Consider the following 26,968-nt stretch of genomic DNA (forward strand, 5'->3'; position numbering starts at 1 on the left):
GCCGATGGTACGAACCGGCTATTGACTACGGGTTCTTGAATCCGCGTTCTGCCAACGACTCCAATACAGAAACCGATCCACGGAACGGGTCGTTGTCACGCGGCCAATGGGTGATCACGTCGGTGAATCCGAGTTCTGCTGCCTGGCCGACCATCTCGTCGAAGACCCCGATGCTCTCCAGTGAGAATTGAGGTGAGGCATCAAGGTTCAGATAGCGATCGAAGCCTTCCGGATCCCGACCGTTGGCAATCAGTGTTTCGTCGAGTAACCCGCAACTCGCGGCGATGCCGGTGAACCACTCATCAAGCGTCTCGACCTTGGCGCCGGTGGTCATCCAGGCATCGCCGTACTTTGCGGCAAAGCGGATTGATCTGGGGCCGTTGCCTGCCAGCACCAACGGGATCCTGTCGCGTACCGATCCACCGACGAGCCGCATGTTCCTGGCCTGGTAGTACTCACCGTCCGCGGTGACGTGGTCTTCGTGGAAAAGCCGTTGGAGCAGCAGCGTGAACTCCTGGAACCGGTCCACCTTCTGCTTGGCGGACAGCGGAGCCCTGCCTTCGAGACCGTCGTCGGGGGTGCCACCGGCGCCCAGTCCCAGCAGGATCCGGTCGCCGGCGATGTCGAGGAGGGTTTCGATCTCGCGGGAGAACGAGACGGGATGCCTGAAGTTGGGTGTGGCCACGAATGTCCCGAGCTTGATCGGTGTCACCGCTGCCGCGGCGGTCATCGTGGGTATGCAGGAAAACCACTGGGAGTCGGGCAGACCACCCCACACCAGGTGGTCGAAGAACCACCCGTGGTCGAAACCCATGCTTTCCACACGTTCCCACTTCGGCCGCGCTTGATGCCATGGCTGGTCCGGAAGTATTGAGATCCCATACCGCATCAGCTGAGCCTAAACCGGAAACGGCGCACAGTTCTGAGCGGTGTGCGCGAGATGACGCCCACACCCGAACGTGCAGTCGGTCACAGCACGGGCTAGTGTCCGGCTGTGATTCTCAATACGACACTCCGGGCCGCAGTCGTGACGGCTGCGCTGGTTCTCGGGTCCGCGACGTTGACCGCTCCCGCCGTTGGCGCGGCACCTGCCGCGTCGGCGTGTGTACCCCTTTCGACACCTGAGTCCGACGCCACACTCGCCGCCCTGACGGACCCCGCCGGCATCGAGACCTTCGAGCAGGCGCGAGATCGCATCACCGCCTTGCGTGGCGAACTCACCCACTCCGACGACTACCGGGGCACATTCCCCTTGGCGTTCGACGAGATCCTGAATCTCGTCGGCCCGAGTATCGACTCGGGGGTGTACGACGATCCGGTGTGGGCCGGCGACCTTGCCGTGGAGGTGGTCCGGTTGTACCTGACCGACCTGCACAAGTTCGTCACCGGTGGCACACCGTCGCCCCACTGGGCCGCTGCGCTGGCGCTGACCGAGGATTGCGACCGTAGTCCAGGACGGGTTGTCATGGGCGCGATCTTTGCGCACCTGATCATCGATTTCCCCAAAGCGCTGGTCAACATCGGCACCACCGCGGACAACACCAAGGATTTCTACACCTTCGGCGGTGCGTTGGTCGACGCGACACCCGGGATCGTCTCGGGCTTCGAGAAGACCTACGGCACCGACCTCGAGGGGTTGTTCACGGGCTGGTTCGTCGGCGACATCTTCGGCGATGAGTTGGCGACCACGTTGATGTTCCAGTCGGTACGGACCGTGGCGCTGGTCAACAGTTTCGGTTTGCAGAATCCTGCCACCCACGACGCGACGGTCGCCGAGATGAACCTGCTGCTGGGTACGGCCAATGTCGCCCTGGACGGACTCGAGGTGACCGGCCTCATCTGATCGCCGAAACCACTCGCCTACTGGGGCGTGTGCCGTTGGCCGGGTGCCGGAGCATCACCAACGTGCCGGGCCGGATCTTCGCCGCGTGAGACGTTGCCGTCGCGGACCGGATTATCGGAGTGGACCGGATTGCCATCGCGGGCCGGATTGCCGGAGTGGACCGGATTGTCGTCGCGAGCCGGAGTATCGACACCGACCGGATTGTCGCCGTCTCCGTGGCGCTCATGCCGGCCGGCGTGCGGCACATCGGGATCGATCTTGTCGGCGTGTTCGAACTCGGCCTGCAGTTCCTCACGTGAGGACGCTGCCACACCGTGATGGGTCTGGGCTTCGTGCGACAGACGCTTGGCCTCGGCGGCCTTTGCTTCGGCGTCTGCTTGTGCGCGGCGAGCCTTCGCTGCTGATTCTTCGGCGATGGCCTCGTTCCGCTGGACTTCGTTCACCCGATGGGAGGCGGCTTCCCGGATCTGTCCGGCTTCGACCCGGCGATGGGCGCGGCGCTTGCGCACCAGGACGACAGCAAGTGCGAGTAGGACGAGTACGACTACAACGGCTATGACGATCCAGACAACGGTGTTCACGATCAGCTCCAGACATGTCGATGGTGCTGACGGACTACCCTGTGCGCCTCGGGGGCAAACACAACCGCTGCGGTGTGGTCGGTGTTTTTGCTGGTCAACGGGTACGTCGGGGGTTGCGAATACAGTGCTCCCATGAGTGAAACCGACGGCTTCCCCGACGATTGCCCGACGTTGGCCCGTGATGGCCGGGTGATCGGCTTCTGCCCGTCCCCGAGTGGATCGCACCTACTTGTGTGGTGGCGGGCCGACAGTGTGGTCATCGGTGGATTCGAAACCTACGAGGCCGGTGTCATCTGTGCACTGCGTGCTTTCGCCGGTGATGGTCTCGACCCGGATCCAGATGAGGTCAAGCTCGAGGCCGCGCACCTGGAGAGAGAATTCACCGCCACCGACTGGATGGGGCTCGGTTTCTAACGCACGGCCCCGGTCATCCTTCGGTCAGTGGATGACCGGGGGCGGCGCTGCTGACAATCTTTTGCAACGCAGCGGTATGGCCTTTGAAGGCATGCCGTCCGACGTCGGTGAGCCTGACCCGAACCGTTCGTCTGCGACCGGTGGATGCCCGTTCGGTGATCAGGTAACCAGCGTCTTCGAGCGTCGACAATTGCTTGGACAGCGCTGAATCGGAAAGGTTGAGGCGTTCTTTCAGGAATGCGAACTCGGCCCAGTCTGCGGCCGCCAAGGTCGCGACCAGCGACAGCCGTGTACTCGGGTGGATGAGTTCGTCGAAACCGTCGGGTGGGCTCACACGCGTGCCCATCTGCGTACCGTCTTCAGGATCTCCGGTCCGGCGACCCCGGTCATCACGGCGACGACCAGCGATGACCACAGCGCGGGCATCCCGACGTCCTGGGCGTCGAGAACCAGTGCGAACGAGATGGTCAGCGCCACCAGGATCAGCAGGATTCCGACCACCATGATTGCGTTCTTCGCGCCGGTCACCTCTCGGCTGACCTGGAGGCGAGAGGTGCGGCGACGACCGCTCAACAGTTGCGATGCGAGAACGGAATGCCCCACACCGAACAGGATGGTTGCCGCGAGCGCCACCCACCACGGAGTGAATGTGGAAAGGACCCCCAACACCAGCCAGCCTGCCGCCATGCCCCACCAGTATCGGTTGGGCAAACCCACTTCGTCGCTCACCTGGCGACGGGCGCGTTCGGCGGACTCCAGGGCGCTGCGGGCTTCTTCTGGATCAATATCGGCCATGATGTTAAACTCACTTTCCTATCGGGAAAGTAGTATCTACTTTCCCAGTGGGAAAGTCAAAGCCCCCGCGCGACCGGAGTCGGGCGAGGGCTTCGAGAAATGCGGGTCTAGCTGGTTGTTTGCGCCCGATGTGGCAGTTTCCAGCCCGGTCGGACGTAGTGGCAGGTGTACCCGTTCGGGATGCGTTCGAGGTAGTCCTGATGTTCGGGCTCAGCCTCCCAGAAATCGCCGGCAGGGGTCACCTCGGTGACGACCTTGCCCGGCCACAGTCCCGACGCGTCGACATCGGCGATCGTGTCCAGCGCCACCTGCTTCTGGTCGTCGTCGGTGTAGAAGATCGCCGACCGGTAGCTGGCACCGACGTCGTTGCCCTGCCGGTTCTTGGTCGACGGGTCATGGATCTGGAAGAAGAACTCCAACAGATCACGGTAGGTGATCTTGTCCGGATCGAACTCGATCTCCAGGGCCTCGGCATGCGTGCCATGGTTCCGGTACGTGGCATTGGGAACGTCGCCGCCGGTGTATCCGACCCGGGTCGACAGAACGCCGGGAAGTTTACGGACCAGGTCCTGTACGCCCCAGAAACAGCCGCCGGCCAGTATCGCCTTCTCGCTCATCTACTTCGCCTCCTCGGTGGTGAACAGCTTGAGATACTCGCCGTAACCTTCTTTCTCCAGGTCAGCGACCTGGATGAAGCGGAGTGCGGCCGAGTTGATGCAGTAACGCAGACCACCCTCGGCGATCGGGCCGTCGTTGAAGACGTGGCCGAGGTGGCTCTCGCCGTGGGCCGAACGCACCTCGGTGCGGACCATCCCGTGTGTGGTGTCTGTCTTTTCGACAACATTCTTCGGTTCGATCGGAGTGGTGAAACTGGGCCATCCACAGCCGCTGTCGAACTTCTGAGTCGAGGTGAACAGCGGTTCGCCGGACACGATGTCGACGTAGAGGCCGGCTTCGTGGTTGTCCCAGAACTCGTTCCGGAAGGCCGGCTCGGTGGCAGATTCCTGCGTGACGGCGAACTGCGCCGGGTTCAGCTTGGCGACGGCCTCTGGATCTTTGCGGTACTCATGCGACACGGGGACGCTCCTTTGATAATTGTCACCGCCGACTGCCGGTGTCGGGCATTCGGCGGGAGTCGTGGAGTTCTGTACCTACAACGACGGGTGAGGTTCAGGTGTTCCACGTGCCAGGGGGCGGCTCAGCGTGTTTGCAATCCGAGGATAACGGCGAACACAGAGAATCCGATGAGCAGCGCGATCAGCATCCAGATGGGGAAAGGGCCGGGCAGTTCGCCGCCGTCCCGCAGCGCGGTGGCGGTCTGTTTCCAGCGCAAGCCGCCTGCGATCGCGGTGAACGCGCCGAACGCCACCAGGCCGATGCCGAGGATGTCACGAGACATCTGGGTCGAGTAGTCGGGCAGCACGTGCATCACCGCCAACCCGGCCGCGACGAGCCCGAGCGCGGTCCGGAACCACGACAACACCGTCCGTTCGGCGGCGAGGGTGAACCGGGCGTCGACCGCACCGGGAGGGAGCTGTTGATCCGCCGGTGGCTCATCGGGATTCGGCACGACTCCATCATCGCCCATGACCCTCGTGTGCACCGGCCTTGGGCCGGATGTCGGGGCCGAATCGATGAGGACCATGCTTGAAACCTGGGGCCGAACGCGTGAAAGGGATGTCTGTGCGCTCATGGGTGATCTGGGCGACAGGTGTATTCGCTTATGTGGTGGCGATTCTCGCGCGAACCACACTCGGTGTGTCCGGGCTCGATGCCGCTGACCGATTCTCTGCGTCGCCCGGTGTGCTCTCGACGTTCGTGGTCCTACAGCTCACGGTCTACGCGCTCTCGCAGGTTCCGGCGGGACTGTTACTCGACCGTTTCGGGTCCCGGTCGATGCTCGTGACCGGTGGTTTGATCCTGGTCACCGGACAGATGACGATGGCGCTCACCGACGACTTGGCTGTCGCGATTGCGGCGCGGGTCCTGGTCGGGATCGGCGACGCATTCACCTTCATCTCGGTGCTGCGCTTGGTCCCCCGATGGTTTGCGCCGCGACGGGTGCCCCTGGTCACGCAGTTGACCGGGATCTGTGGACAGTTCGGTCAGGTGCTGTCGGCGCTGCCGTTCCTCAAGGTGCTCGATGTGCACGGATGGACGCCGGCGTACATGTCGGCTGCCGCCCTCGGACTGTTGTCGGTGGTGTTGACAGTGGCCGTGGTGCGTAACGCTCCGGCCGGAACCGAGACGGCCGTGCCACGGACCTCGCTGCGCGTGACGTTGGCGGGTGTCAAGACGGTGTGGTCGCGGTCCGGGACCAAATTGGGCTTCTTCACCCACATGGGCACCCAGTTCTCGATCACGGTGTTCTCTCTGATGTGGGGAATCCCGTATCTGACTGCTGCACAGGGACTTTCCAAGCACACGGCGGGTGGGATCCTGACGGTGTCGGTCGGTGTGATCGTCATCGCCGGGATCCTGATCGGCATGTTCACCGGACGCTACCCGAGGCGGCGGTCGGATCTGGTGCTCGTGATCATGGGCAGCAACGCGGTGATCTGGGCGATTGTGTTGCTGCTTCCCACTGCGGCGCCGATGTGGTTGCTGCTGCTGCTGGTGGTGGTCATCTCGGTCGGGGGCCCCGGATCGGTGATCGGCTTCGACTTCGCCCGGACCTCCAACCCGGGTGCGGTGCTCGGGACCGCGCAGGGCCTGGTCAACATGGGTGGGTTCCTGGTGTCCATGGTGGTGATGCAGTTGATGGGCAGCATCATCGGCGCGATGGGCGGCTATTCCTTCGACTCGTTCCGGGTCGCGTGGACCGTGCAGTTCCTCGTCTGGATCGGCGCCATCGCCGGTGTCCTGGTCTACCGCGGCCGGGCGCGCCGGGAAGCGGGCGTGCGGCTCATCGAAGTGCCGGTGCCTGCGGACAACAAAAACCCGACACCGTCGCCGTGATCGGCGCCGGTATCGGGCTTTTGGTGAATCTGGCTCCGCAGGTCGCTACTGACCTAGGCGGTCGGTGAGACCGTACCGCCGGTGAGGACGCGGTAGGCGTAGGTGCTGGAGATGACAACAATTGGTGCGGCCACCAGCAACCCGAGGCCACAGGTGATGACTCCCAGGACGATCAGTCCGGTGTTGGCGAGCGCGAGCAGGAACAGGGGACCGACGTTGTTGGACGTCAGCTCGAAGCTCGCCTTGATCGCGGTTATCGCGTCCTGATCGCGATCGATCGCGAAGGTGAGCGCAAACCAGGTCAGGAACATGATGATCAGGCCCGGGATGATCAGCAGGATGAAGCCGATCGAGGTGGCAATACCCACGACGATGGCAACGAGGAACACCGCGGCGAGGTTCCTGAAGTTGAAGAACGCGGCGACGTTCGGACGCCGGCCGTCGAGTTCGGCCAGGGCGCCGTTGGTGAGCGCGGCCTTGAAAAGCGTGCTGACGATGAACGACGCCAAGCTGCCGAGCAGGCTCATCACCACTGATTCGTCGTTGAAGCTGAAGCCCGAGAATGCAAATGATACAAACAGGCTCACGACGAATGCCAACAGGCAGATCGCGATCCAGGGACCGACATTCGCCTTGTACTTGTCCCAGCCGTAGCTGATCGCCGCTCCGACCGACAGCTGCGGAGGTCCGAAGCCGCCGACGGGGTATCCGCCACCCTGCGGCGCGTACTGCCCGGGCGGCGGTGGTGGCGGGAATCCGCCTTGTGGGGGCTGGTAGCCGCCCTGCGGTGGGTATTGCCCGCCCTGTGGGGGCTGGTAGCCACCTTGCGGTGGGTATTGCCCGCTCTGTGGCGGTTGGTAACTACCGGGCGCTGGGTACTGGCCGCCCTGCGGGGGCTGGTATCCGCCCGGCGGTGGGTATTGGCCACCCTGGGGTGGTTCGGCCTGCCCCGGATCCTTTCCGAGGGGAACGTCTGGTTCGTTCCCGGGTGGGGGTGGGTTCTGCGTCATTTCGCAATCCTTCGACAATCCGTTGAGACTTCGGCACTAGTGTTCAACTGACCCAATCCCACCAGGTATGGGGTGTCAAGGACATCGGGACCCGTTTGGCCAACGTGTGTCTGAACGTCACACGGTGACGATTGCGGACGTTTGGCGCCGGTGCTTGATGGGAACCCTGCCCCCATGACATTCACCGCACCCGGCCTCTCGGATGACGCCACAAAAAAACTGATCGCAGTCATGCAGGAACGACTCAGCGCGTTCAACGATTTGCACTTGACCCTCAAGCACATTCATTGGAATGTCGTCGGCCCTAACTTCATCGGTGTCCACGAGATGATCGATCCGCAGGTCGAGCTGGCCCGCGGATACGCAGACACCCTCGCCGAGAGAATTGCGACGCTGGGCGGATCGCCCAACGGCACCGCAAAGGCGATCGAGGAGGATCGCTCGTGGAAGGACTATTCGGTCGGCCGCGATACCGTCCAGGCCCACCTCGGAGCGCTTGATCTGGTGTACGTCGGTTTCATCACCTCGCAGCGTGAGGCGATCTCCGTCGCAGGTGAGATCGATCCGGTCACCGAGGACATCTTCATCGGCCAGACCGCCGAACTCGAGAAGTTCCAGTGGTTCGTCCGGGCGCATCTGGAGAACGCATCAGGCGAATTGTCCAACGCGGGCGCGAAGACCGCGGCTGGGGCAGCGAAGAAGAGTCGCTGACCGCGTAGCCGGACTCCGAACTCCTCAATCCCCGTCGGCACAGTGTGCCGGCGGGGTATTGTCCTGCCTCGAACTAGAACACGTTCTACATATTCGAGGGGAGACGCCAGATGGCGAGTGTCGAGGAGTTGCAGAAGGTTGTCGAATCGTATGTCGACCTGGTTGCGAACGGAACGCCCGAACAGGTCGCCGACCTCTACGCCGACGGGGCGACCGTCGAAGATCCCATCGGGGCCGACATCCGGAACACCCGCGAGTCGCTGATCGAGTTCTACGGCGTGATCGCCGCGATGGACAAGGCCACCGCCGAACTCCATTGGACCAAGATCGCCGGAGACACCGCGGTGTTCGAGTTCACGTTGATCACCGAAACCGCCGGGATGGCGTTCAAGATCACCCCGGTCGACATCATGGTGTTCGACGAGAACGGCAAGATCAAGACGATGCGAGCGGTCTGGCGTCCCGAGGACCTGCAGCAACTGTAGTTTCATGCGCTATCGGCAGATGTCTGTCGCCGGATTCGACTGGAACCTGATCGACGAGGGCTCCGGGCCGGCGATACTGCTCTGCCATGGCTTCCCGGGCCTGGCGTACAGCTGGCGACACCAGGTCGAGCCGCTGGTGTCCGCCGGGTTCCGGGTGATCGCACCGGACATGCCGGGATACGGCGGGTCCTCGGCGCCTGCGGACGTCGGTGAGTACACCTACAGGTCCGTCGGTACCCGTCTGATCGGCTTGCTCGACGCCCTCGACGTGGACTGCGCGCTGGTGGTCGGCCACGACTTCGGGGCGCCCACGGCATGGACTTTGGCGCTCGAGCACCCGACTCGTGTCGCAGGACTGGTTCTGATGGCAATGCCGTACACGCCGGACCGGCTTCCGATCAGGCCGTCCGATGTGTTCACCGCCATGGCGCAGAAGCATTTCTTCCACTTCGAATACTTCCTGCAGCCCGGCCTGGCCGATGCCGAACTCGACGGCGCGCCTCGGGAGTTCCTGCACCGCATCCATCACGCGCTGTCGGGGTCGTACCGCTACCTCGACATCTGGCAGCACCCGAGTCATCGCCCGAATCATCGCGACGACACCAGGCTCGGATACCTCGACGTCCTGCCGCAGGCGCCGCCGCTCCCGTGGTCCTGGCTGACGCCCGCCGAGATGGACGTCTACGAAAGCGCTTATTGCCAAGCAGGTTTCACCGGTGGCCTGAACTGGTACCGCGCCGCCGACCTCAACTGGGAACAACAGGACGTGCAGCCTCGGATGCTCGATGTACCCGCGATGTTTCTCTGCGGCGGCAACGACCCGGTTCTGACGATGGCGGGTACGCGGGCCATCACCCGGATGCGCCAGATGATGCCTCGGCTGCAGAGGGTCGAAACATACGACGGTGCCGGTCATTTCATCCAGATGGAACGTGCCGGCGAGATCAACGCGGCATTGGCGCACTTCGCGACGACACTCGACTTCTGAAAACCCGGACCACCGATCAGACCGTGGGGTCGGGTCCGGCTCGGATGCGACGACGATCGGTGAAGGTGCCACAGTGGGGGGCATGGATCTTGTCCGACACCTGAGGTTTTTCGTTGCGGTGGCCGAAGAGGGACATTTTGGCCACGCCGCCGCGCGCCTGGAGATGACACAACCGCCGGTGTCCCAGGGGCTGCGGCGCCTGGAGAAGGAACTCGGTGTCGAACTGATCCGCCGGGGACCGCAGGGAGCGGTACTGACCGGCGCGGGGCGCGAGCTCCTGCCCCGTGCCCGGGTGTTGGTCGACGACGCGGAGCGGTTCGCCGGGGAGGCGCGGCGATTGCGGGAGCACCGGGATGTTCTGCGATGGGGGTTGCCGTCGGATGTCGATCCGGCGATTGCTGCCCGGTGTTCGACGGCACTTGCCGTGCTGGGTGCCGATCGTGGGCATCGGATGGTCACGGGCACGGTTGTCGAGTTGATCGCGGATGTCCGGAAGGGACTGATCGATTTCGCCGTTGTCGAGCACCCCTGTGTCCGAGACGATCTGGAAGCGGGACCGGCTGTTCGCATCGAGCGGACCTTCGTGGTTCCGCAGGGTCATCCGGTGGCGTCGGCGGCGCGGCCATCGGTGCGGATGCTCGACGGGTTGGCGTTGGCACATATGCCCCGGACCGCGAATCCGCCCGCCGTCGATCTGCTCCTCGACACCCTCCACGTCCGCGGGCTGGACGTCGAGGTCATGCCGGTCCGGACCTCTGGTGAGGTGATCGCCGCAGTGGCAGGCGGTCAGGCCTTTGCGTTGGCGGTGGGCGCTGATCACCTCGGGCACATCGCCGGCATCACGCCGGTGCCGATGATCCGCGAGGACGTGCCGCTACGACTGCAGCTGGTGCGGCGTGCGGGAGCTGATCGCGAGGCGATCGACGCGGTCGAATCCGCGCTGTGGAAGCTCTCCCGGTGATCTCCCGCGATGTCGCGAGCGCCCGATCCCGGATCGGCGAGACCTTCGCCGATGCCGGTTGCGCGGGGTGGGTCCACGCCCGCACCATCGGTCGGGTCCCGGTTCGTGAGTTCGCCTGGCAGGCAGACGATCCGGTGGTGATGGCGTCGGTCTACAAGCTCCCCCTCATGGTGGCGCTGTGCCGGAAGTCGGATCGCGATGAGCTGGATCTGGGCGCGACCGTCACCGTCGATCCGCGTAGGTGTGCGGCCGGGCCGACGGGCATTGCCGCACTGCATGATCCGATCACGTTGAGCTGGCGTGATCTCGCGGTGCAGATGATGGTGATCTCCGACAACGCCGCTGCCGATGTGATTCTCGCCGAGGTCGGTCTGGCGGCGGTGCGGGAGGTACTCGAGACGGCGGGCCTGGGTGGGACGCAAGTGGTCGGCGGAATGGCGCAACTGCAGCAGCAACTGGTGGCCGAGACCGGGGCGGACTCGGTCTCCGAGGCCTTTTCGGCGTTGGCGAACATCGATCGCGACGACACCATCAGCGCGTACGACCCAGCGCTGGCCAGCGCCACCACACCTCGTGAGGCCACCCGATTACTCGAACTGATCTGGGACGACAGGGTGGCCTCGCCGGCGATGTGCGACCTGATCCGCAAGACCATGCGTAAGCAGGCCTGGCAGCAACGCATCTCGTCGGGATTCCCGCTGGGGGTGGCGACGATCGCGGGCAAGACCGGAACACTCGGCGCCATCCGCAATGAGGTCGCGGTGGTCGAATACCCCGGCGAGCATCCGATCGCGGTCGCCGTGTTCACCCATGCCGCCCGATCGGAGATGTCGCTCCCGACGGTGGAGGCCGCGATCGGACGGGCCGCCAGAATCGCGGTCACAGAGGTGCGGAGCCCGGTGATCTGATCGTGCTGTGCCCGATTCGCATCGGGCTTGGCCTGCGGTGATATCCGAACGCTATCGCGTTGCGGGGTGTTGCGACCTTGTGGGCGGTGCGCCGCGGTGGTTGAGTTCGCGGGCAATGAGTATTGATGAACGCACGCGGCCCGCCTTTCGACGTTCGACCGTAGCGGTGCTGGTGGTCGTGGCACTGCTTGCGGCGGCCTGCAGCCAGTCGGGAGACGATCCGGAAAGCAACTTCGAGGCGTTCGCGTCCGCGCTGCACAGCAAAGACGTGGACAAGGCGGCTGATCAGACCACCGATCCCGCTGTCGCGAGGGCGGCGATCGCGGACATGTTCGATCGACTCGGAGAAGAGGCCGCGGTCGATGTTGCGGTCGGCGACGTGGGATCCGACGGTGGTGATGGCCGGTTGACCATGGCGTGGACGTTCGGGCCGGGCAAAGACCTGACGTACGAGACGACCGGCCGATCCGTGGACACCGACGACGGCTGGCGACTGGAGTGGTCACCAGCCTTGTTGCACAGCAACTTACGCTCGGGTGCGCACTTTCAGTACTCCGACGACAAAGAACTTCTGACCCCGGTCGTCGACCGGTCCGGCGCCGAACTGATGACATGGCAGACGGTAGGTGTGATCACGCTGGATCAGGCGGCACTCGGTGAGGGCTCGGCCGCGCTGGCCCGGGTACTCGCCGGGATCGACCCCTCGATCACCGACGCGTCGATCCGGACCGCGGCCCGAGACCAAGGCGGTCCGACCGTCAACGTCGCAACCCTGCGCGCCGATGATCTGGAAAGAGTTCGGGAACAGCTTGATTCGATAGACGGAGTCGAGGTCGTTGAGCAGGGGAAACTGCTCACCGCCGAGCGCGGACTGCGCTCGCCCGTGCTGGCCGGTATGGAAGACGTATGGAACGACCGGATCTCGGCCGGGGCCGGCTGGTCGGTGCGGATCGTCGATGACGAGGGCAAGAACGTCGACCAGCTCAAGACCGTTCTCCCGCAACAGGTGCAGCCGATCGGGCTGACGCTGGACCTACGTCTGCAGATGCTGGCCCAGCGGGCCGTGTCGGCGCAGACCAAACCGGCAGTGCTGGTGGCCATCTCACCGTCGACCGGCGGGATACTCGCGGTCGCGCAGAACGACGCGGCGAACAGGGAAGGTCCGATAGCGTTGACCGGGCTGTACCCGCCGGGATCGACGTTCAAGACCGTGACGACCGCCGCGGCGTTGTCGTCGGGAACAGTGACGCCGCAGTCGCAGCTGCCCTGCCCGGGTCGGACGACCATCGAGGGCCGGACCATCCCGAACGAAGACGACTTCGATCTGGGTTCGGTACCGCTGACCACGGCATTCTCACGCTCGTGCAACACCACGATGGCGACACTGTCGGACCGACTGGGACCCGATGCATTGCCGGCCGCTGCCGAACAGTTCGGAATCGGTGTGGACTTCGTCGTTCCCGGCATCACCACGGTCACCGGTCAGGTCGGCTCCGCGGATACTCCCGCGTTGCGGGTGGAGAACGGGATCGGCCAGGGAAGTGTCACGGTGTCGCCGTTCGGTCTGGCGGTGGCCGAGGCAAGCCTGGGCAACGGCTCGATGGTGCTGCCGGGCCTGGTCATCGGGCAGAGCACCACCGCCGACAAGACACCATCGCCGCTGGATCCCGATGTGGTGGCGGCCTTGCGGACGATGATGCGTCAGACGGTGACGTCGGGCACCGCCGCGTCGCTGGCCGACATCGACGGTCTCGGCGGCAAGACCGGCACTGCGGAGTACGGCGACAACACCCACGCGCACGGCTGGTTCGCCGGGATCAGCGGTGACATCGCCTTCGCGTCACTGGTGGTCGGGGGTGACAGTTCGGGGCCCGCGGTTGCGGTGGCCGGCGACTTCCTGCGGCCGGCCGCCGAGGGCTGAGCCCCGTCAGCCCTGTCAGTGACGACCGGTGGGCTTGAGGACGATCTCTTGCGGATGGGCGTCGACCGGGGTGTTGATGGCGGCGACGACGGCCGCGGCCACGGTCTCGGGCCGCAGATAGCGGGTCCCGTCGTAGTCGCCCCCGCTTTCCATGGCATTGAGTTCTTCCTGCATCTCGGTGTCGATCCGGCCCGGGAAGATCGACGTGACCCGCAGCGCCGGTTCTTCGAGACGCACCGCGTCGGCCAGCGCTCGCAGTCCGTACTTGCTGGCCGCGTAGACACCCCAACCGGCGTTGACCCGTTGGCCGGCACCGGAATTGATGAACACCACATGGCCGCCGGCGTTACGCAGGGCAGGCAGCAGCTGCCGGGTGAGTTCGGCGGCGGCGATGAGATTGACCTCGAGGACCCGGCGCCACTCGTCGGCAGGGGACTCCTCGACGGTGCCCCAGCTGATCACCCCAGCGCTGTGTACCAGCACGTCGAGTGAGCTGATCGCCTCGGTGGCGGCCTCGATCTCGTCGGGATCGGTCAGCTCGACCGGCCATGTGCTGGCACCGTCCAGAGACAACGCCATGTTGTCCAGGTCGGTGGAGGGTCTGCCGCCGAGCAGCAGGTCGTGGGTGGGGGCGAGTTGGCGGGCGATGGCCGCTCCCAGCCCGCGGCTGGCGCCGGTGATCAACGCGGTTGGCATGGCCTCAACCTTAGTGCCGATGGACCACACGCCCGGCGGGTCGGGCTACCAGGCCGGGCGCGAATGGAGGTGGGGGGTCAGAATGTGGAGCGTGGGATACTCCGGATTCACGAACACACAGCTGTCCGCCCGCGCCGCGTACCTTCTGCGCGGCAACGATCTGGGGACGATGACCAGCGCGGCGCCGCGTCTTTATCCGCATATGTGGAGCTGGGATGCCGCCTTTGTCACGGTGGGTCTGGCGCCGCTGAGTGTCGAGCGGGCCGTGGTCGAGATGGACACCTTGCTCTCGGCGCAATGGGGCAACGGGATGATCCCGCACATCGTGTTCGCCAACGGTCGCGACGGTTACTTCCCCGGGCCCGCCCGCTGGGAGTGCTCCGATCTCGCGTTCAATGCGCCACGGGCACCGGACACCTCGGGCATCACGCAGCCGCCCGTGCACGCGATCGCGGTCCAGCGGATCCTCGATCATTCCCGTCGGCAAGGTCGCACCACCCGGTCGATGGCCGAGGAGTTCCTCGATCGGCGTTGGGGCGACCTGGTGCGCTGGCACCGGTGGCTGGCTCACGCGCGGGATCCCAAGGGGCGCGGCCGGATCACGCTCTATCACGGCTGGGAGTCCGGCATGGACAACTCCCCGCGGTGGGATGCGGCCTACAACAACGTGATCCCGGGCCTCGATCTCCCGCCGTACACCCGGGCTGATCTGTCGCATGGCGCGGACGCGTCGATGCGTCCGACCGACATCGAATACGACCGGTATCTGTGGCTGGTCGAGCAGATGAAGCGCGCCAATTACGACGACGCGATTCTGCCCGACGTGATGAGTTTTGCGATCGAAGACGTGTTTGTCAGCGCGATCTTCGCAGTCGCCTGTGACGTCCTGGCCACCATCGGAGAGGAGTATTCCAAACCGCTCGCCGACGTCCGCGACCTGCGAGCCTGGTCCGAGCGCTTCCGCTCCGGGGTTGCGGCCTCGACGTCGGAACGCAACGGGGCGGCACGTGATTTCGATATTCGCGCGGATCGCTGGATCAACACCGAGACCATCGCGATGTTTGCGCCGCTGCTCTGCGGTGGTCTGCCCCGCGACCGCGAACGCGCCCTCTTGCGTTTGTTCGAGGGCCCACGCTTCTGCGGCCACCCGGATCTGAAATATGCGGTGCCGCCGTCCACGTCACCCATTTCCGCGGACTTCAAACCGCGGGAGTACTGGCGCGGGCCGGTCTGGCCGGTGATCACATGGCTGTTCTCGTGGGCTTTTGCCCAGCGCGGCTGGCCCGAGCGGTCGGCACGTCTTCGCGAAGAAGGTCTGCGGCAGACGCAGGACGGGTCATTTGCCGAGTACTACGAACCGTTCACCGGGGCGCCGCTGGGCAGCATGCAGCAATCATGGACCGCGGCGGCGGTTCTGGACTGGCTGGACTGAGTAGACAACGGCGGTCGGACCGCTGAACCCTGGACAGGACGGCGGCTGTCGGCTTGAGTGGTTCGATGGCCCCCGAAGTCGACCCGTCCGAAGTGGATCCCGAAATCGCTGTGCCCGCAGGCGCCGAGGTGATCATCCTGGAATTGCCGACGGTCACGCTCACCGCCTTCGCGTGGGGGCCGCCTGACGGCCCACTTGCGCTGTGTCTGCACGGTTTTCCGGACACCGCCTACAGCTGGCGACACCTTGGTCCGCGGCTGGCAGCGGAGGGATACCGGGTCGTCGCACCGTTCACCAGGGGCTATGCGCCGTCGACGGTCGCGGCGGACGACGATTATCACCTGGGTGCGCTGATGTACGACGCGGTCGAAATCCATCGGCTTCTCGAGGCCGACAACCGGGCAGTGGTCATCGGCCACGATTGGGGTGCCCTGACCTCCAACGGGCTTGCTGCTTACGGGGATTCCCCGTTTGCCGCGGTGGTGTCGATGTCGGTGCCACCGGTCGGTGCCTTCACTTCGCTGTCGGACAATACGGCACAGCTGATGAAATTGCTCGGTCGCCAACTGGTCATGAGCTGGTACATGATGTTCGTCCAGCTGCCGCGGTTGTCGGAGCGCAGCCTGGACCGGCTGATCCCGCTGCTGTGGCGTCGCTGGTCACCAGGCTATGACGCCGGTGTGGATCTTCCCGCGGTCTTTGCCGCCTTACCGGATCGGCAGCACCGCAGCGCAGTGCTCGGCTACTACCGGGCGACGTTGCGACCGGGTCGCAGCGCCGGCCGATATCACCGCATGCAGGCGGCCGCCTTCGGTGAGCCGCTGACACCGGTGCTGTATCTACACGGCGCCGACGACGGCTGCATGCAGGCCGGGTTTGTCGGTCGTTCCGAAAAGGTCCTGGCGCCGGGCAGTGAAGCCCGCATCGTGCCGGGTGCCGGTCATTTTCTGCATCTGGAAAAGCCCGACGTTGTGGGTGAGTTGATTGTCGACCATCTCCGCCGGACCTCTTGAACGATTTGTGAGGAATTGTTTGAAGGTGGGCAGACAATTGATTGCCGAGATCGCACGGCCCTAGAATCCCTTGTGATGAGTACGCCTACGAAAAAGCCGCGCGGTGATCGGCGTCCGGACAAGTTCGGGGATCGCCGCCGAGAACTGGCGAAGTCGGCCTTACTGACACTCGCCCAACGCGGTTATGCCAACACGAGTTTGCGCGACATTGCAAATAATTCGGATTTCACTCACGGCGTCCTGCACTACTATTTCGCGGACAAAAACGAACTCATGATCTTTGTCGTCCGTGAATACAAGGTCGAATGCGTGACCCGATATGACGCAGCCACCGAGGGAGCCACCAGCGCGTCAGATCTGTGTAGCCGGTTTGCCGCGGCGATGAAGGATTCGGTCGTCGAAGATGCGTCGACGCACCGGCTTTGGTACGACATGCGGGCTCAGAGCCTCTTTGACAAGAGCTTCCGGCCGGTGGTCGGCGAGATCGAGCAGGGTCTGGAAGACATGACCTGGCGGGTTGTCACCCGTTACTGCGAGTTCGATCAAGCAGTCCCGGCGCTGCAGCCACCGCAGGCCTACGCGCTGATCGACGGTCTGTTTCAGCAAGCCCTGATCAGGTGGCACAACGGTGACGACACCGCCGGGGACTACCTCGCCGCACAGGTGAGCGACGTGATGGAGAACCTCTTCACCTAGGGGTTTGTGGGCTCGGTGTCGGGCTGGGGTGCGGCAGGTGTGGACAGGGGCGCCGCGGGTGCGGGCTTGATCTTCTGCTTCAGCTGGTAGGCCTTGATGAAGATCGCCCCGATGATCTTCTGGATGCGGGTGGGTTCTGACGGTTGTTCTGACACGTTGATTCGCTCCGTGGATAGTCGGCAATGGTGTGATCCGGTGCAGGTTGATGATTCACGCGTCGAACCCTGCCCCGGTCGACACACCAGGTACACGCCCCCACCCCGTAGATCCCTCCCCGTCGGATCCATGGAAAGGTAACCCATCCACGGCGCTATGGATAGGCTTTCGCGTCCAGTTCTTCTGAAGTGGGTCCCGGAGCCCCGGCCTGGCGTACTGCCTCAGATGCCGATCTGACCGCCGGACTTCCAGACCGACACCACTGCCGGGCGGGGCTGGCTGTCGCCACCGTCGGGCCAATGCGAATACGGCTTGTCGGCCGAGTAATCGTCCTCTTCTCCCGGATGCTGGACGCACACGATGACCCGGTCGGTCCCGATGATCGGGCCACAGGTCTCGGAGCTGCGCGGGACGGTGAGGAATTGCTTTGTCTCACCCCGGTTCTCGCCGGAGAGGGCGACGGCGAACAGGCCGTCGTTGTTGCCGAGGGCATTGCCGTCGGTGGACACCCACAGGTTGCCGTGCGGATCGAAGGCGACGTTGTCGGGGCAGGAGATCGGGCTGACCTTGGTCTTGTCGAAGCCACCGTAGTAGGTGTCGGCGGCTGCCGGATCGCCGCAGACCAGCAGCAGGTCCCAGGTGAAGTCGGTACCCGCGTGGTTGTCGGTGATCTCGATGATCTGGCCGTTCTTGTTCTTGTTACGGGGGTTTGGTGAATCCGCCGCGGCCTCACCATCGGTTCCGCGATCGCTGTTGTTGGTCAGCGCGCAGTACACCTTGCCGGTGACCGGATGTGCCTCGATGTCCTCGGGGCGATCCATCTTGGTCGGGTTGACCTTGTCGGCGGCCGCTCGGGTGAACACCGCGACCTCTTCGGCGCTCATGCCGTCGACGCGCGACTGGGCGCCGTCGTCGGTCACCGTCAGCAGTGGGAACCATTTGCCGGTTCCGGCGAAAGAACCGGAGGACGGTAGTGCGCCGCTGCCGTCGATCGACTTGGGTTCGTTGCCGCTCAACTGGGCGACGTACAGGGTGCCGGTCGACAGGATGCTCATGTTGTGGCGCATGGCCGCGGCACCGAGTCCGGGCTGAACCTTCTTGTCGGACACGAACTTGTAGATGTACTCGAACTTCTGATCGTCGCCGGTGTAGGCCACCACGGTGCCGTCTTCGGTGACAAAGATGTTGGCGCCTTCATGCTTGAGCCGCCCCATCGAGGAATGCTTGACCGGGGTGGACTCCGGATCGTGCGGGTTGACCTCCACGATGTAACCGAATCGGTTGCCCTCGTTGGGTTCTTGGGCCAGGTCGAAACGGGTTTCGTAGCGACCCCACTGGTGGTAGTCGTCCTCGTCGTCGAATCCGTAACGGTCCAGACGTTCTTTGGCGACCGGTTCGGTGACCGATGCCGCGCCGGTGAAGTAGTTGTTGAAGTTCTCTTCGCCGGAGACCATCGTGCCCCACGGGGTCAGGCCGCCGGAGCAGTTGCCGATGGTGCCGAGAATCGTTGTCCCGGTGGGATCTGCGGCAGTCTTCACGAACTCGCTGCCTGCTGCCGGACCGGTGAGGGTGAACGGGCTCATCGCCGTCAGCCGTCGGTTGCGGTCTCCGACCACGGGTGTGAGTTTGCCTGAACCGCTTTCGCTTTTGACCTCGACAACCGTGATCCCGTGGGCTGCCATCGAGACGCGGGCCTGCTGATCGGTGGGTTCTTTGGGCTTGTAGCCCTTGAACATGAACTGTTCGGTCGTGTACTCCTGGTTGACCACCAGGTAGAAGTGACCGGCCTGGCCGTCGATGGGGATCAGTCCGGCAAAGTCATTGTTGAATCCGAACTGCTTCTCCTGGGCATCGGCGGTCTGGTTGTCGAAATCGAACTCAGGGGCGCCGGGCAGTACCGGGTCACCCCACCTGATCACCACCGCCTGTTCATAACCCGCCGGGATCACCAGGGCGTCTTCGACATTCGGTGCGACCGGCGCGAAGTTCATTCCGGTGGTCCCGGTTTCCGCCGCGGTACCGACACCGGTGCCGGCGGCAGCGCTGCTGCTCGTGGCCGCTGTCTTGCCATCGCCGCCGCAGGCTGCCAGTGCTGAGGTGGCGCCGACCGCTACCACTGCGGCCGCTGAGCCACGCAGGATCGAACGTCGGGAGATGGCCCCGCGGGCGACATCACGGAAGTAGGTGTTGTTGCTGGTGTTGGGGGGTTCATGCCAGCAGGCGTCGCCGCACTTGTAATGGCAGGTCACCAGGGAACGCGCAGACGCCCCTTCATGCTTGGTGGTGATTGTGAGCGGAATACGCACCGCGGGCTCCCCCAGGTAGACAGACATCGAGCAACCGGTCGAACGTTAGGCGGCGTAAACAACGGGTGTCGGAACGTGGGATGAATCAGTGGTTAAGTCTTGGCATTTGAGGTCTACCGTTGATGGACATGGGAGCAGATGGGTACGACGCGGTGGTGGTCGGATCGGGTCCGAACGGTTTGTCCGCGGCGGTGACCCTGGCCAAGACCGGCCGCAAGGTGCTGGTACTCGAGTCGCACCCCACGATCGGCGGCGGGACGCGGACGGCCGAATTGACCGAGCCCGGCTTTCACCATGACGTGTGTTCGGTGGTGCATCCGACCGGGATGGCTTCTCCGGCGTTCAATTCGATGGATCTGTCGCGCCACGGCCTGCACTGGCTGGTGCCCGAGATCGGTCTGTCGCATGTGTTCGGTGACGGGACCGCTCTACCGCTGTACACCGATCTCGGCCGCAGCGCCGAGTTCCTAGGCCGCGATGCCCGCGCCTGGTCGGCGACCCTGGGATACGCTGCCGCGCACTCGGCGGACCTGATCTCCGATTTCTTCGGCCCGTTCCGGATACCCCGACACCCGTTGGCCGCCGCACATTTCGGGCCGCTGGCCCTGCTCAGCGCAGATGTGTTCAACCGGATCATGTTTCGGGACCCTCGGACGCGCACGGCATTCTCGGCGATCGCCACGCATGTGGTCAGACCGCCCGGCGAGGTCGCGACGGCCGCGGTGGGACTGATGCTGGGGATGCTGGTGCATTCCGGCGGCTGGCCGCTGGCGCGTGGCGGCAGTCAGTCGATCGCCGATGCGCTTGCCGGTGCACTGCGCGAGCACGGTGGGCATATCGAGACCGACCATCCCGTCTACAAGTTCGATGACCTGCCGGATGCACCGCTGAAGCTCTTCGACATCGATCCGCGGCAATTCGCCACCATCATGGGCGAGAGGTTGCCTGCCCGCTATCGCCGCAGGCTCGCGAAGTTCCGGTTCGGACCGGGCACCTTCAAGATCGATTACGCCTTGTCAGAACCGATCCCGTGGACCGACCCCCACACCGGGTCCACGGTCACCTTCCACATCGCCGAAAGTGAACAGCAGATCCGCGACAACGAGAAAGACGTGCAGGCCGGCCGGATCCCGCAGCGTCCGAACCTGATCGGTGGCACGCCAACCGTGCTGGATCCGACGAGGGCCCCCGCAGGCAAGCACGTGGCCTGGGCGTACTGCCACGTACCGCACGGCAGCGACGTCGACATGACGGCGGCCGTGGAGGCGGAGATCGAGCGGTGCGCACCGGGTTTTCGAGACGTCGTACTGGCTCGGCACACCATGACCGCCAAACAGTATTCCGTCTACAACCCGAATTATGTAGGTGGCGACATGAATTCGGGCATTTCGGATCTTCGTCAGCAGTTCACCAGGCCGGTCGCTGCTCGGGTGCCGTACGCAACGCCGGTGAGGGGCGTGTTCCTGTGTTCGTCGTCCACGCCTCCCGGCGGCGGTGTGCACGGAATGTGTGGGAAGTACGCCGCCGAAGCCGCGATCATCCAGGAGCACTCGGGCCGAAACTGAGGCAGACTGGATTCATGACCGCACCTATCCAGATTGCTGTTCAGCTGCAACCACAACACGCCCAGTACTCAGACATCCGCGACGCAGTCCTTCGGGCAGAGGATGCCGGGATCGACATGGCGTTCAACTGGGATCACTTCTTCCCGCTCTACGGTGAGCGCGACGGTGAGCACTTCGAGTGCTGGACGATGCTCGGCGCGTGGGCGGAGCAGACCTCGAACATCCAGATCGGTGCGCTGGTCACCTGCAACAGTTACCGGAATCCGGAGCTGCTCGCCGATATGGCCCGAACGGTCGACCACATCTCGGGTGGACGACTGATCCTGGGAATCGGATCAGGCTGGTTCGAGCGCGACTACACCGAGTACGGATACGAGTTCGGCACCGCAGGTGGCCGGCTCGATGCGCTCGGCGAGGCCCTGCCGCGGATCAAGGACCGGTTCGGCAAACTCAACCCCGCACCGACCCGCGAGATCCCGATCCTGATCGGCGGGGGCGGCGAGAAGAAGACGCTGAAGTACGTGGCCGAGCACGCCCACATCTGGCATTCGTTTGTCGATGTGGAGATCTACCGCCACAAGGCGCAGGTCCTGGCCGGGCACTGCGCCGCAATCGGACGCGATCCGAACGAGATCGTCCGGTCGAGCGAGTTGTCCGCGGCCGAAAACCCCGAGGCCGCCATCGCGCTGGCCGAGAGCCTCGCCGATGAGGGCGTCACACTGTTCACCATCGGAGTGAACGGCCCGGATTACGATCTGTCGCTGGCCACCAAGATGTGTGCGTGGCGAGATCGGCGCAACGGCGCGTAGCGTCGGCAAACCCCCCAAGTCGATTGCCCACCCCGGTCATGCCGCGGGTGGGCATTCTTCGGCGATAATGGTCGACAAACGTCAGATGAGGATGCCGCTGCGGCATCTCAAATGGCCCGGCAAGTCAGGTAGCGAGGTGGGTTTGCGGTGACGTACTGGTCGACATCGCAGGCTCGCCTGTTGCCTGAAGCCGAGTTCATCGCCGCCATCGGGCAGTCTGTCCAGGCCGCGGCGCCTCCCGGGGCCGTCGGCGCGAAGATCTGCTTCAGCTTCGCCGGAACCGCGACGCGGTACACGCTCACCTACTTCGGTCAGGTGCTGCCAACCCCGGTTCCGGCGCCGCCGATTGCGCTGGAACTGGCCCGAGATCTGCGGGTGGGCCGCTACCAGGCCGGGCACGACGCGGCGCTCACCATGGAGATCACGCTGAGCGCCGCCCCACCGGTGGTTCACTACGATCACGGTGAGATGGGACCCATCGATGCGGGCCTGATCTTCGACCCGGACTCCTATCGGGATGATCTGCTCCGATACCCACGGACCGCGCCGCAATGGCTGATCGATTACGTCGGTGGCATATCGTTGGCGCAGTTGTTGTCAGGGACGTACTTTCCGTTCCCTGCCCCGGGTTCGGTGCCTACGCACGCGACCGATCCTGCGTCTGCGGTGGCCATCGCACTCGATTTCATTCGCGCACGGCGGGTGAACTTTGTCGGCCACAATCTGTATTCCCTGACCGCGCAACGCATTCAGGCGGGCTGGCGGGTCTTCACCCAGGCGCCCTCCGACCCGGCTCGGGCCGGTGGCCAGATGCGACTGATCTTCCTCGTCGCCGATGACGGATTTGTCGAGATCCCCACGCCGGCAATGACTCCCGACGCGAACGAGTTGGCCTTCACCCAACGTGCTTTCCAGCGCGCACATCAGGCGAACCAGGTGCCCTCCGCGCCGACCCCGGTGCAGTACGGCGGTATCGCGGTCGCGAATCGAGGCGAACCGGAGTCCACCGCGGATGTGCCGGGTGCACGCGAGGCCCAAACGGCCCGAGACAACCTGTGGCGCAGCGTCGGGCACGTGTACGAGTCGCTGCTCGCGCCGCTTGACGCCGGAGGTGTGCTCTGGCCGGGCGGTACCCGGGCCTTCCGGGCGGTGCGGCGCGATCGAACCACGCTGCTCGCCACCGACGGACTGTCGGCACCAAGTCTGACCGGCGGTGGAACCAGTACCGCTTATGGCCCGGTGGCGGGTGGCTCGATGCTCGGTGTGGGAGCGGAGTTCTTCCTGGAGTCGATCGAACCGGGGCTCCGGGCCGACGAGAGTGCCCGTGAGCACTGGCTTTTCGGGGTGCTGTCGGCGGTTGCGGAACGGGCGGCCACCGATGGTTCCGATTTCGTCCGCTCGATCACGGCCGCACCCGAGGCGGTGTACGTGGAACTACCGGGCCTGACGGGCCCGCGGGAATGGCTGGTGAACGGCACCGCCGGCGTCCTTCTGGGCAACAAGGGGTGGGGCGCGCCAAGCGGTTTCGACACCCCGCTCGGCCACGTCGCGCTGATCACCGTGACGGTCCTGCGGGCCAGTGAATCGGTGACCACGTCGGCCTGGCCGTCGGCGGCCGGTGAGATCTTCCGGCAACTCGACGCCCGTCGCGTCGGGCACTACTTCGACCCGGACCGCGTCGCGATCTATTGAGCGCGCACCCCCCGGGACGTCAACGCACTGGTGTGAGGCGCCCGTCGATCATCTCGACCACCCGATCGCAGTGGGAGAGGACGTCGTGATCGTGGGTCACCATGATGGTGGCAACGTTCGCGCGGTGCGTCTCTTCGGCGAGCACCTGCACCACCTCGTGGCTGCGCTTACGGTCGAGCGCGGCGGTCGGTTCGTCGACGAGTAGCAACGACGGCTCGGTGACGAGGGCCCGGGCGATACCCACCCGCTGTCGTTCGCCACCGGACAACTGACCGGGCCGCTTGTCGAGGCGGTGACTCATACCGACGGCCTCCAGCAGCGGGAGGGGATCGCGACCGGGACGCCCGGTGATCGTGGGCATCAGTCGCAGTTGATCGAGCGTGGTCAGCGACGGCACCAGGTTGGCGGTCTGGAATACGAACCCGATGTGGTCGCGGCGGATCTTCGTCAACTTCTTCGCCGGAACCGTGCTCAGGTCGGTACCGGCCAGGTGAACCGAACCCGTGGTGGGTACCGTCAGCCCGCCGGCAACCGCGAGCAGGGTCGACTTGCCGGACCCGGAAGGCCCGACAATCGCAACCAGCTCGCCGGGTGTGACCTGTAGGTTCACGTTGTCCAGGGCGGTGATCGAACTGTCGCCGTCGCCGAATGTCAGTGTGACGTCATGGAGTTCGAGGCCTGCGGTGCGAGTGGTGGTCATCGGTTTTCCCCCAGGGCGGTGAGTGGATTGATGCGGGCGACTCGGATCACTGCGACGGCCGCGCCGAGTAGACCCAGGACGATCAGCAGGACAGCGCCCTGGAGAATGGGCCCGGTTTGCATGGAGAAGGGCATCCCGGTTCCGCTGAGTCCGGATCCGAACCCGACCCCGATGCCGACTCCCACGGCGACAGAGCCGAGAAGGACAAATGTTGCCTGCAGGATGCTGTCCCTGAGCAGGTACGGCGTCGAGGCGCCGAGTGCGCGTAGGAGCGCAAGTTCTCGCGTACGTTGCACGGTCCAGATCGTGAAGAAGGCGCCGACCACCAGCGCGGAGATCGCGTACAGGAACACAGTGATCATCGACATGGTCATCGTCTCCGCCGCGTATCCGGGTGAAGAATCGAACGAGTCCTCGAGGCTCTTTGACGACGTGCCGGCCGCGGTGTCACCGGAAGCCAAGTCGGGCAGCTGGTTCGAGGTTCCTTCGATCGCGACCACACTGGCCTCGTCGTAGATTCGAGGGTCGAAAGAGCCGTCGCTGTTGGCGCCGCCGCTGTTGATCTCCTGCCAGGTGGTCAGGGGGACATAGGCGATGTCGACGTGGCCGAATGTGCGCTTGTCCGAGGTGAATCCGACAACATTGAGCTCGGTGCCGATGCGATCGATCGTGATGCGGTCGCCGATCTCGACACCCTCGTCGCGGGCAGTTGAGCTGACGATGATGTCGTTTGGTCCGGCGATGGCGGTGCCCTCGGCGGCGTCGGGTTCGAGAAACGAACCGGGAGTCACGCCGAACAGTGTCAGGTCGACGGGCGTGCCATCACTGTTGTGCGCATTGACAATCGAGTTGCCCATCAGTTCGGCGTGTTCGACATCGGGCTGCTGCGCCCACGTCTCGGCCTGCGTCCGGGTGACAACCGACCGGGAGAACGCCGAGTCGGCCTTCGTGCCCTGGGCGAATGCAAATGCCTGTACCGGGCTGCGCTGAAGGCCGGAGACACCATCGTCGACCAGGCCCGTGGACAATCCGGAAAGAATCACCATGAGGACCGAGATCAACGCGACGACCGCCCCCATCAACAAGAACCGGGTCCGGGCGTAGATCAGTTCGCGAATTGCGAGGAACATCGGAAAACTCCTTGCGGGTGAGCACCGACAAACGGCGGCTCATATTGCCGTCGACCAGTCGGGTGACGTGGGGCAGTCGGAGCAGTCCGTCCGGGGCCCTTCCCGCACTGTCGATCCGAGAACGCGGCGTCCGAATTGTTCCGTCGAGCCACCCTACTACGGGCGGTAGTACTCGCCGGGGCCGGTTCTACCGTTCACTCGTCGGACAGTTTCGACCGGTCGCGGGTACGTAGTGCCTCGCGGATGGCGTCGGTCTGGGCGGCCAAGAAGTCTCGGGCGATGCGTGCGCGGTTGGCGACCATGTCGAAGCCGTGGAATGCGCCCGGGATCACGATGAACGTGCACGGCACACCGGCATCGCGCAGCCGCTCGGCATAGGTTTGGTCTTCCTCGAGGAAGAGATCGAGTGATCCGACGCCGATCCACGCCGGGGCCAGGCCGGTCAGGTCAGTGCGGCGGGCGGGGACCGCAACCTCGGGTGAGGCGTCGCCGAGATAACTGTCCCAGCCGTATCGGTTGCTCTTCGCGTCCCAGAGCCGGTGGTTCTCGTCGGGCGTGACCGAGCGGTTGTCGAGCATCGGATAGACCAGCAACTGCAGCATCGGGGTGATCTCGCCGCGGTCGTGGGCGAAGGCCGCGACGGTGGTGGCCAATCCGCCACCGGCGCTGGCACCGGCGACCACGATCCGGTCCGTGTCGACCTCGGGTCGTTCGGCAAGCCATCGGAGCGCGGCGTAACAGTCTTCCGCGGGGATGGGATAGGGGTGCTCCGGGGCGAGCCGGTACTCGACAGATGCCACCGTCGCGCCAACGGCGTCGGCGAAATGTCTGCAGGTGGCATCGTCCTGGGCCGCGGTGCCGATCACCATGCCGCCGCCGTGGATCCACAAGACACCCGGTCCCGGGACCGCGGCCGGTTTGGTCGGCCGGAACAACCGCACGCTCACACCCGGTGCAATCTGGTGGACGGTGGCGGCGGAACTGCCGCGGATCAGTTTGGACAACCACCGGATCGCCGGAACCGTGCGGGGCCCGACCAGGTGCTGCGGTACCAGCAACGAGTGCAGGCGCAGGTCAGGGTCGAATGCCTCGCGATTTCGGATCCGGTTGATCATCATGTCGGATGCTATCCGGGCTCGGCCTCCGAACGTCTCGGTTTCGGCGTAACCCCCGTGACCGTCGCCGCGACAACGCCTAA

29 protein-coding genes are annotated in these 26,968 nt (G+C 64.7%); 15 read left to right on the forward strand and 14 right to left on the reverse strand.

Translation table 11 applies throughout. The features are described from left to right. Positions 1-25 precede the first annotated feature (25 nt). Positions 26-889, reverse strand: coding sequence for an LLM class flavin-dependent oxidoreductase (locus tag AC1D75_RS03540; protein ID WP_495513923.1), 864 nt, complete (start codon positions 887-889; stop codon positions 26-28). 105 nt (positions 890-994) lie between these two features. Between AC1D75_RS03540 and AC1D75_RS03545 the strand changes: the two genes are divergently transcribed. Then, positions 995-1,843: a DUF5995 family protein gene (locus AC1D75_RS03545; protein WP_495513924.1), complete on the forward strand. Its 849-nt coding sequence runs from the start codon at positions 995-997 to the stop codon at positions 1,841-1,843. 17 nt (positions 1,844-1,860) lie between these two features. On the opposite strand, the gene AC1D75_RS03550 is transcribed toward AC1D75_RS03545, so the two are convergent. Continuing rightward, the gene (locus AC1D75_RS03550; protein ID WP_495513925.1) at positions 1,861-2,424 is read right to left on the reverse strand and encodes a hypothetical protein; all 564 of its coding nucleotides are present in this window, start codon (positions 2,422-2,424) and stop codon (positions 1,861-1,863) included. A gap of 132 nt (positions 2,425-2,556) precedes the next feature. On the opposite strand from AC1D75_RS03550, the gene AC1D75_RS03555 reads away from it, so the two are divergent. Next, on the forward strand, positions 2,557-2,838 hold the full coding sequence (locus AC1D75_RS03555; protein WP_495513926.1) for a hypothetical protein: 282 nt from the start codon (positions 2,557-2,559) through the stop codon (positions 2,836-2,838). Positions 2,839-2,851: 13 nt separating this feature from the next. Here AC1D75_RS03555 and AC1D75_RS03560 read toward each other — a convergent pair whose 3' ends face one another. The 5 genes from AC1D75_RS03560 to AC1D75_RS03580 all read right to left on the reverse strand — a co-directional run bounded on the left by AC1D75_RS03560 (position 2,852) and on the right by AC1D75_RS03580 (position 5,221). Next, positions 2,852-3,184, reverse strand: coding sequence for a transcriptional regulator (locus tag AC1D75_RS03560; protein ID WP_495513927.1), 333 nt, complete (start codon positions 3,182-3,184; stop codon positions 2,852-2,854). Next, entirely contained in the window at positions 3,169-3,633 is a 465-nt protein-coding gene (locus tag AC1D75_RS03565) for a hypothetical protein (protein ID WP_495513928.1), read from the reverse strand. The genes AC1D75_RS03560 and AC1D75_RS03565 overlap by 16 nt, the downstream gene beginning before the upstream one ends. Positions 3,634-3,740: 107 nt before the next feature. After that, positions 3,741-4,250, reverse strand: coding sequence for a peptide-methionine (S)-S-oxide reductase MsrA (gene msrA / locus AC1D75_RS03570; RefSeq protein WP_495513929.1), 510 nt, complete (start codon positions 4,248-4,250; stop codon positions 3,741-3,743). After that, positions 4,251-4,709, reverse strand: a complete 459-nt coding sequence (msrB, locus tag AC1D75_RS03575) for a peptide-methionine (R)-S-oxide reductase MsrB (RefSeq protein WP_495513930.1) — start codon at positions 4,707-4,709, stop codon at positions 4,251-4,253. A 122-nt stretch (positions 4,710-4,831) separates the two neighbouring features. Next, positions 4,832-5,221, reverse strand: a complete 390-nt coding sequence (locus tag AC1D75_RS03580) for a YidH family protein (RefSeq protein WP_495513931.1) — start codon at positions 5,219-5,221, stop codon at positions 4,832-4,834. A gap of 95 nt (positions 5,222-5,316) precedes the next feature. Here AC1D75_RS03580 and AC1D75_RS03585 point away from each other — a divergent pair, with 95 nt between their 5' ends. After that, the gene (locus AC1D75_RS03585) at positions 5,317-6,591 is read left to right on the forward strand and encodes an MFS transporter (protein ID WP_495515970.1); all 1,275 of its coding nucleotides are present in this window, start codon (positions 5,317-5,319) and stop codon (positions 6,589-6,591) included. 53 nt (positions 6,592-6,644) lie between these two features. Here the strand turns inward: AC1D75_RS03585 and AC1D75_RS03590 are convergent, their stop codons facing one another. Continuing rightward, positions 6,645-7,601 (reverse strand): hypothetical protein, encoded by a 957-nt coding sequence (locus tag AC1D75_RS03590; RefSeq protein WP_495513932.1) that lies wholly within the window; start codon positions 7,599-7,601, stop codon positions 6,645-6,647. 174 nt (positions 7,602-7,775) lie between these two features. Here AC1D75_RS03590 and AC1D75_RS03595 point away from each other — a divergent pair, with 174 nt between their 5' ends. The 6 genes from AC1D75_RS03595 to AC1D75_RS03620 all read left to right on the forward strand — a co-directional run bounded on the left by AC1D75_RS03595 (position 7,776) and on the right by AC1D75_RS03620 (position 13,575). Continuing rightward, positions 7,776-8,312, forward strand: a complete 537-nt coding sequence (locus AC1D75_RS03595) for a Dps family protein (protein ID WP_495513933.1) — start codon at positions 7,776-7,778, stop codon at positions 8,310-8,312. Between the two features lie 110 nt (positions 8,313-8,422). After that, positions 8,423-8,797, forward strand: a complete 375-nt coding sequence (locus AC1D75_RS03600; RefSeq protein ID WP_495513934.1) for a nuclear transport factor 2 family protein — start codon at positions 8,423-8,425, stop codon at positions 8,795-8,797. Positions 8,798-8,801: 4 nt separating this feature from the next. Next, on the forward strand, positions 8,802-9,785 hold the full coding sequence (locus AC1D75_RS03605) for an alpha/beta fold hydrolase (protein ID WP_495513935.1): 984 nt from the start codon (positions 8,802-8,804) through the stop codon (positions 9,783-9,785). Between the two features lie 82 nt (positions 9,786-9,867). Then, positions 9,868-10,746: a LysR family transcriptional regulator gene (locus AC1D75_RS03610; protein WP_495513936.1), complete on the forward strand. Its 879-nt coding sequence runs from the start codon at positions 9,868-9,870 to the stop codon at positions 10,744-10,746. After that, on the forward strand, positions 10,728-11,654 hold the full coding sequence (locus AC1D75_RS03615; protein WP_495513937.1) for a serine hydrolase: 927 nt from the start codon (positions 10,728-10,730) through the stop codon (positions 11,652-11,654). Before AC1D75_RS03610 ends, AC1D75_RS03615 begins: the two co-directional genes overlap by 19 nt. Positions 11,655-11,769: 115 nt before the next feature. Next, the gene (locus AC1D75_RS03620) at positions 11,770-13,575 is read left to right on the forward strand and encodes a penicillin-binding transpeptidase domain-containing protein (protein WP_495513938.1); all 1,806 of its coding nucleotides are present in this window, start codon (positions 11,770-11,772) and stop codon (positions 13,573-13,575) included. 15 nt (positions 13,576-13,590) lie between these two features. On the opposite strand, the gene AC1D75_RS03625 is transcribed toward AC1D75_RS03620, so the two are convergent. After that, on the reverse strand, positions 13,591-14,271 hold the full coding sequence (locus AC1D75_RS03625; RefSeq protein WP_495513939.1) for an SDR family oxidoreductase: 681 nt from the start codon (positions 14,269-14,271) through the stop codon (positions 13,591-13,593). 91 nt (positions 14,272-14,362) lie between these two features. On the opposite strand from AC1D75_RS03625, the gene ggh reads away from it, so the two are divergent. From ggh to AC1D75_RS03640, 3 genes are all read left to right on the forward strand, one after another. After that, entirely contained in the window at positions 14,363-15,703 is a 1,341-nt protein-coding gene (ggh, locus tag AC1D75_RS03630) for a glucosylglycerate hydrolase (protein WP_495513940.1), read from the forward strand. A 65-nt stretch (positions 15,704-15,768) separates the two neighbouring features. Continuing rightward, complete coding sequence (locus tag AC1D75_RS03635; RefSeq protein WP_495513941.1) at positions 15,769-16,716, forward strand: alpha/beta fold hydrolase; 948 nt, start codon at positions 15,769-15,771, stop codon at positions 16,714-16,716. Between the two features lie 75 nt (positions 16,717-16,791). Beyond that, complete coding sequence (locus tag AC1D75_RS03640; protein WP_495513942.1) at positions 16,792-17,412, forward strand: TetR/AcrR family transcriptional regulator; 621 nt, start codon at positions 16,792-16,794, stop codon at positions 17,410-17,412. On the opposite strand, the gene AC1D75_RS03645 is transcribed toward AC1D75_RS03640, so the two are convergent. Beyond that, positions 17,409-17,567, reverse strand: coding sequence for a hypothetical protein (locus tag AC1D75_RS03645; protein WP_495513943.1), 159 nt, complete (start codon positions 17,565-17,567; stop codon positions 17,409-17,411). The genes AC1D75_RS03640 and AC1D75_RS03645 overlap by 4 nt on opposite strands. Before the next feature lie 222 nt (positions 17,568-17,789). Beyond that, positions 17,790-19,874: a PhoX family protein gene (locus tag AC1D75_RS03650; protein WP_495515971.1), complete on the reverse strand. Its 2,085-nt coding sequence runs from the start codon at positions 19,872-19,874 to the stop codon at positions 17,790-17,792. A 128-nt stretch (positions 19,875-20,002) separates the two neighbouring features. Between AC1D75_RS03650 and AC1D75_RS03655 the strand changes: the two genes are divergently transcribed. The 3 genes from AC1D75_RS03655 to AC1D75_RS03665 all read left to right on the forward strand — a co-directional run bounded on the left by AC1D75_RS03655 (position 20,003) and on the right by AC1D75_RS03665 (position 23,940). Beyond that, the gene (locus AC1D75_RS03655) at positions 20,003-21,439 is read left to right on the forward strand and encodes a phytoene desaturase family protein (RefSeq protein WP_495513944.1); all 1,437 of its coding nucleotides are present in this window, start codon (positions 20,003-20,005) and stop codon (positions 21,437-21,439) included. A 14-nt stretch (positions 21,440-21,453) separates the two neighbouring features. Next, positions 21,454-22,248, forward strand: coding sequence for an LLM class F420-dependent oxidoreductase (locus AC1D75_RS03660; protein WP_495513945.1), 795 nt, complete (start codon positions 21,454-21,456; stop codon positions 22,246-22,248). Positions 22,249-22,395: 147 nt separating this feature from the next. Further along, a complete protein-coding gene (locus AC1D75_RS03665; RefSeq protein ID WP_495513946.1) occupies positions 22,396-23,940 on the forward strand; it encodes a hypothetical protein in 1,545 nt (514 codons plus the stop codon). A 19-nt stretch (positions 23,941-23,959) separates the two neighbouring features. On the opposite strand, the gene AC1D75_RS03670 is transcribed toward AC1D75_RS03665, so the two are convergent. From AC1D75_RS03670 to AC1D75_RS03680, 3 genes are all read right to left on the reverse strand, one after another. Then, on the reverse strand, positions 23,960-24,640 hold the full coding sequence (locus tag AC1D75_RS03670; RefSeq protein WP_495513947.1) for an ABC transporter ATP-binding protein: 681 nt from the start codon (positions 24,638-24,640) through the stop codon (positions 23,960-23,962). Continuing rightward, positions 24,637-25,770 carry an ABC transporter permease gene (locus AC1D75_RS03675; RefSeq protein ID WP_495513948.1) on the reverse strand — a complete coding sequence of 378 codons (1,134 nt, stop codon included), beginning with the start codon at positions 25,768-25,770 and terminating at the stop codon, positions 24,637-24,639. Before AC1D75_RS03675 ends, AC1D75_RS03670 begins: the two co-directional genes overlap by 4 nt. Before the next feature lie 194 nt (positions 25,771-25,964). Beyond that, on the reverse strand, positions 25,965-26,885 hold the full coding sequence (locus AC1D75_RS03680) for an alpha/beta hydrolase (RefSeq protein ID WP_495515972.1): 921 nt from the start codon (positions 26,883-26,885) through the stop codon (positions 25,965-25,967). Between the last annotated feature and the right edge of the window lie 83 nt (positions 26,886-26,968).

The organism is Williamsia sp. Y712 (genome assembly GCF_059445525.1).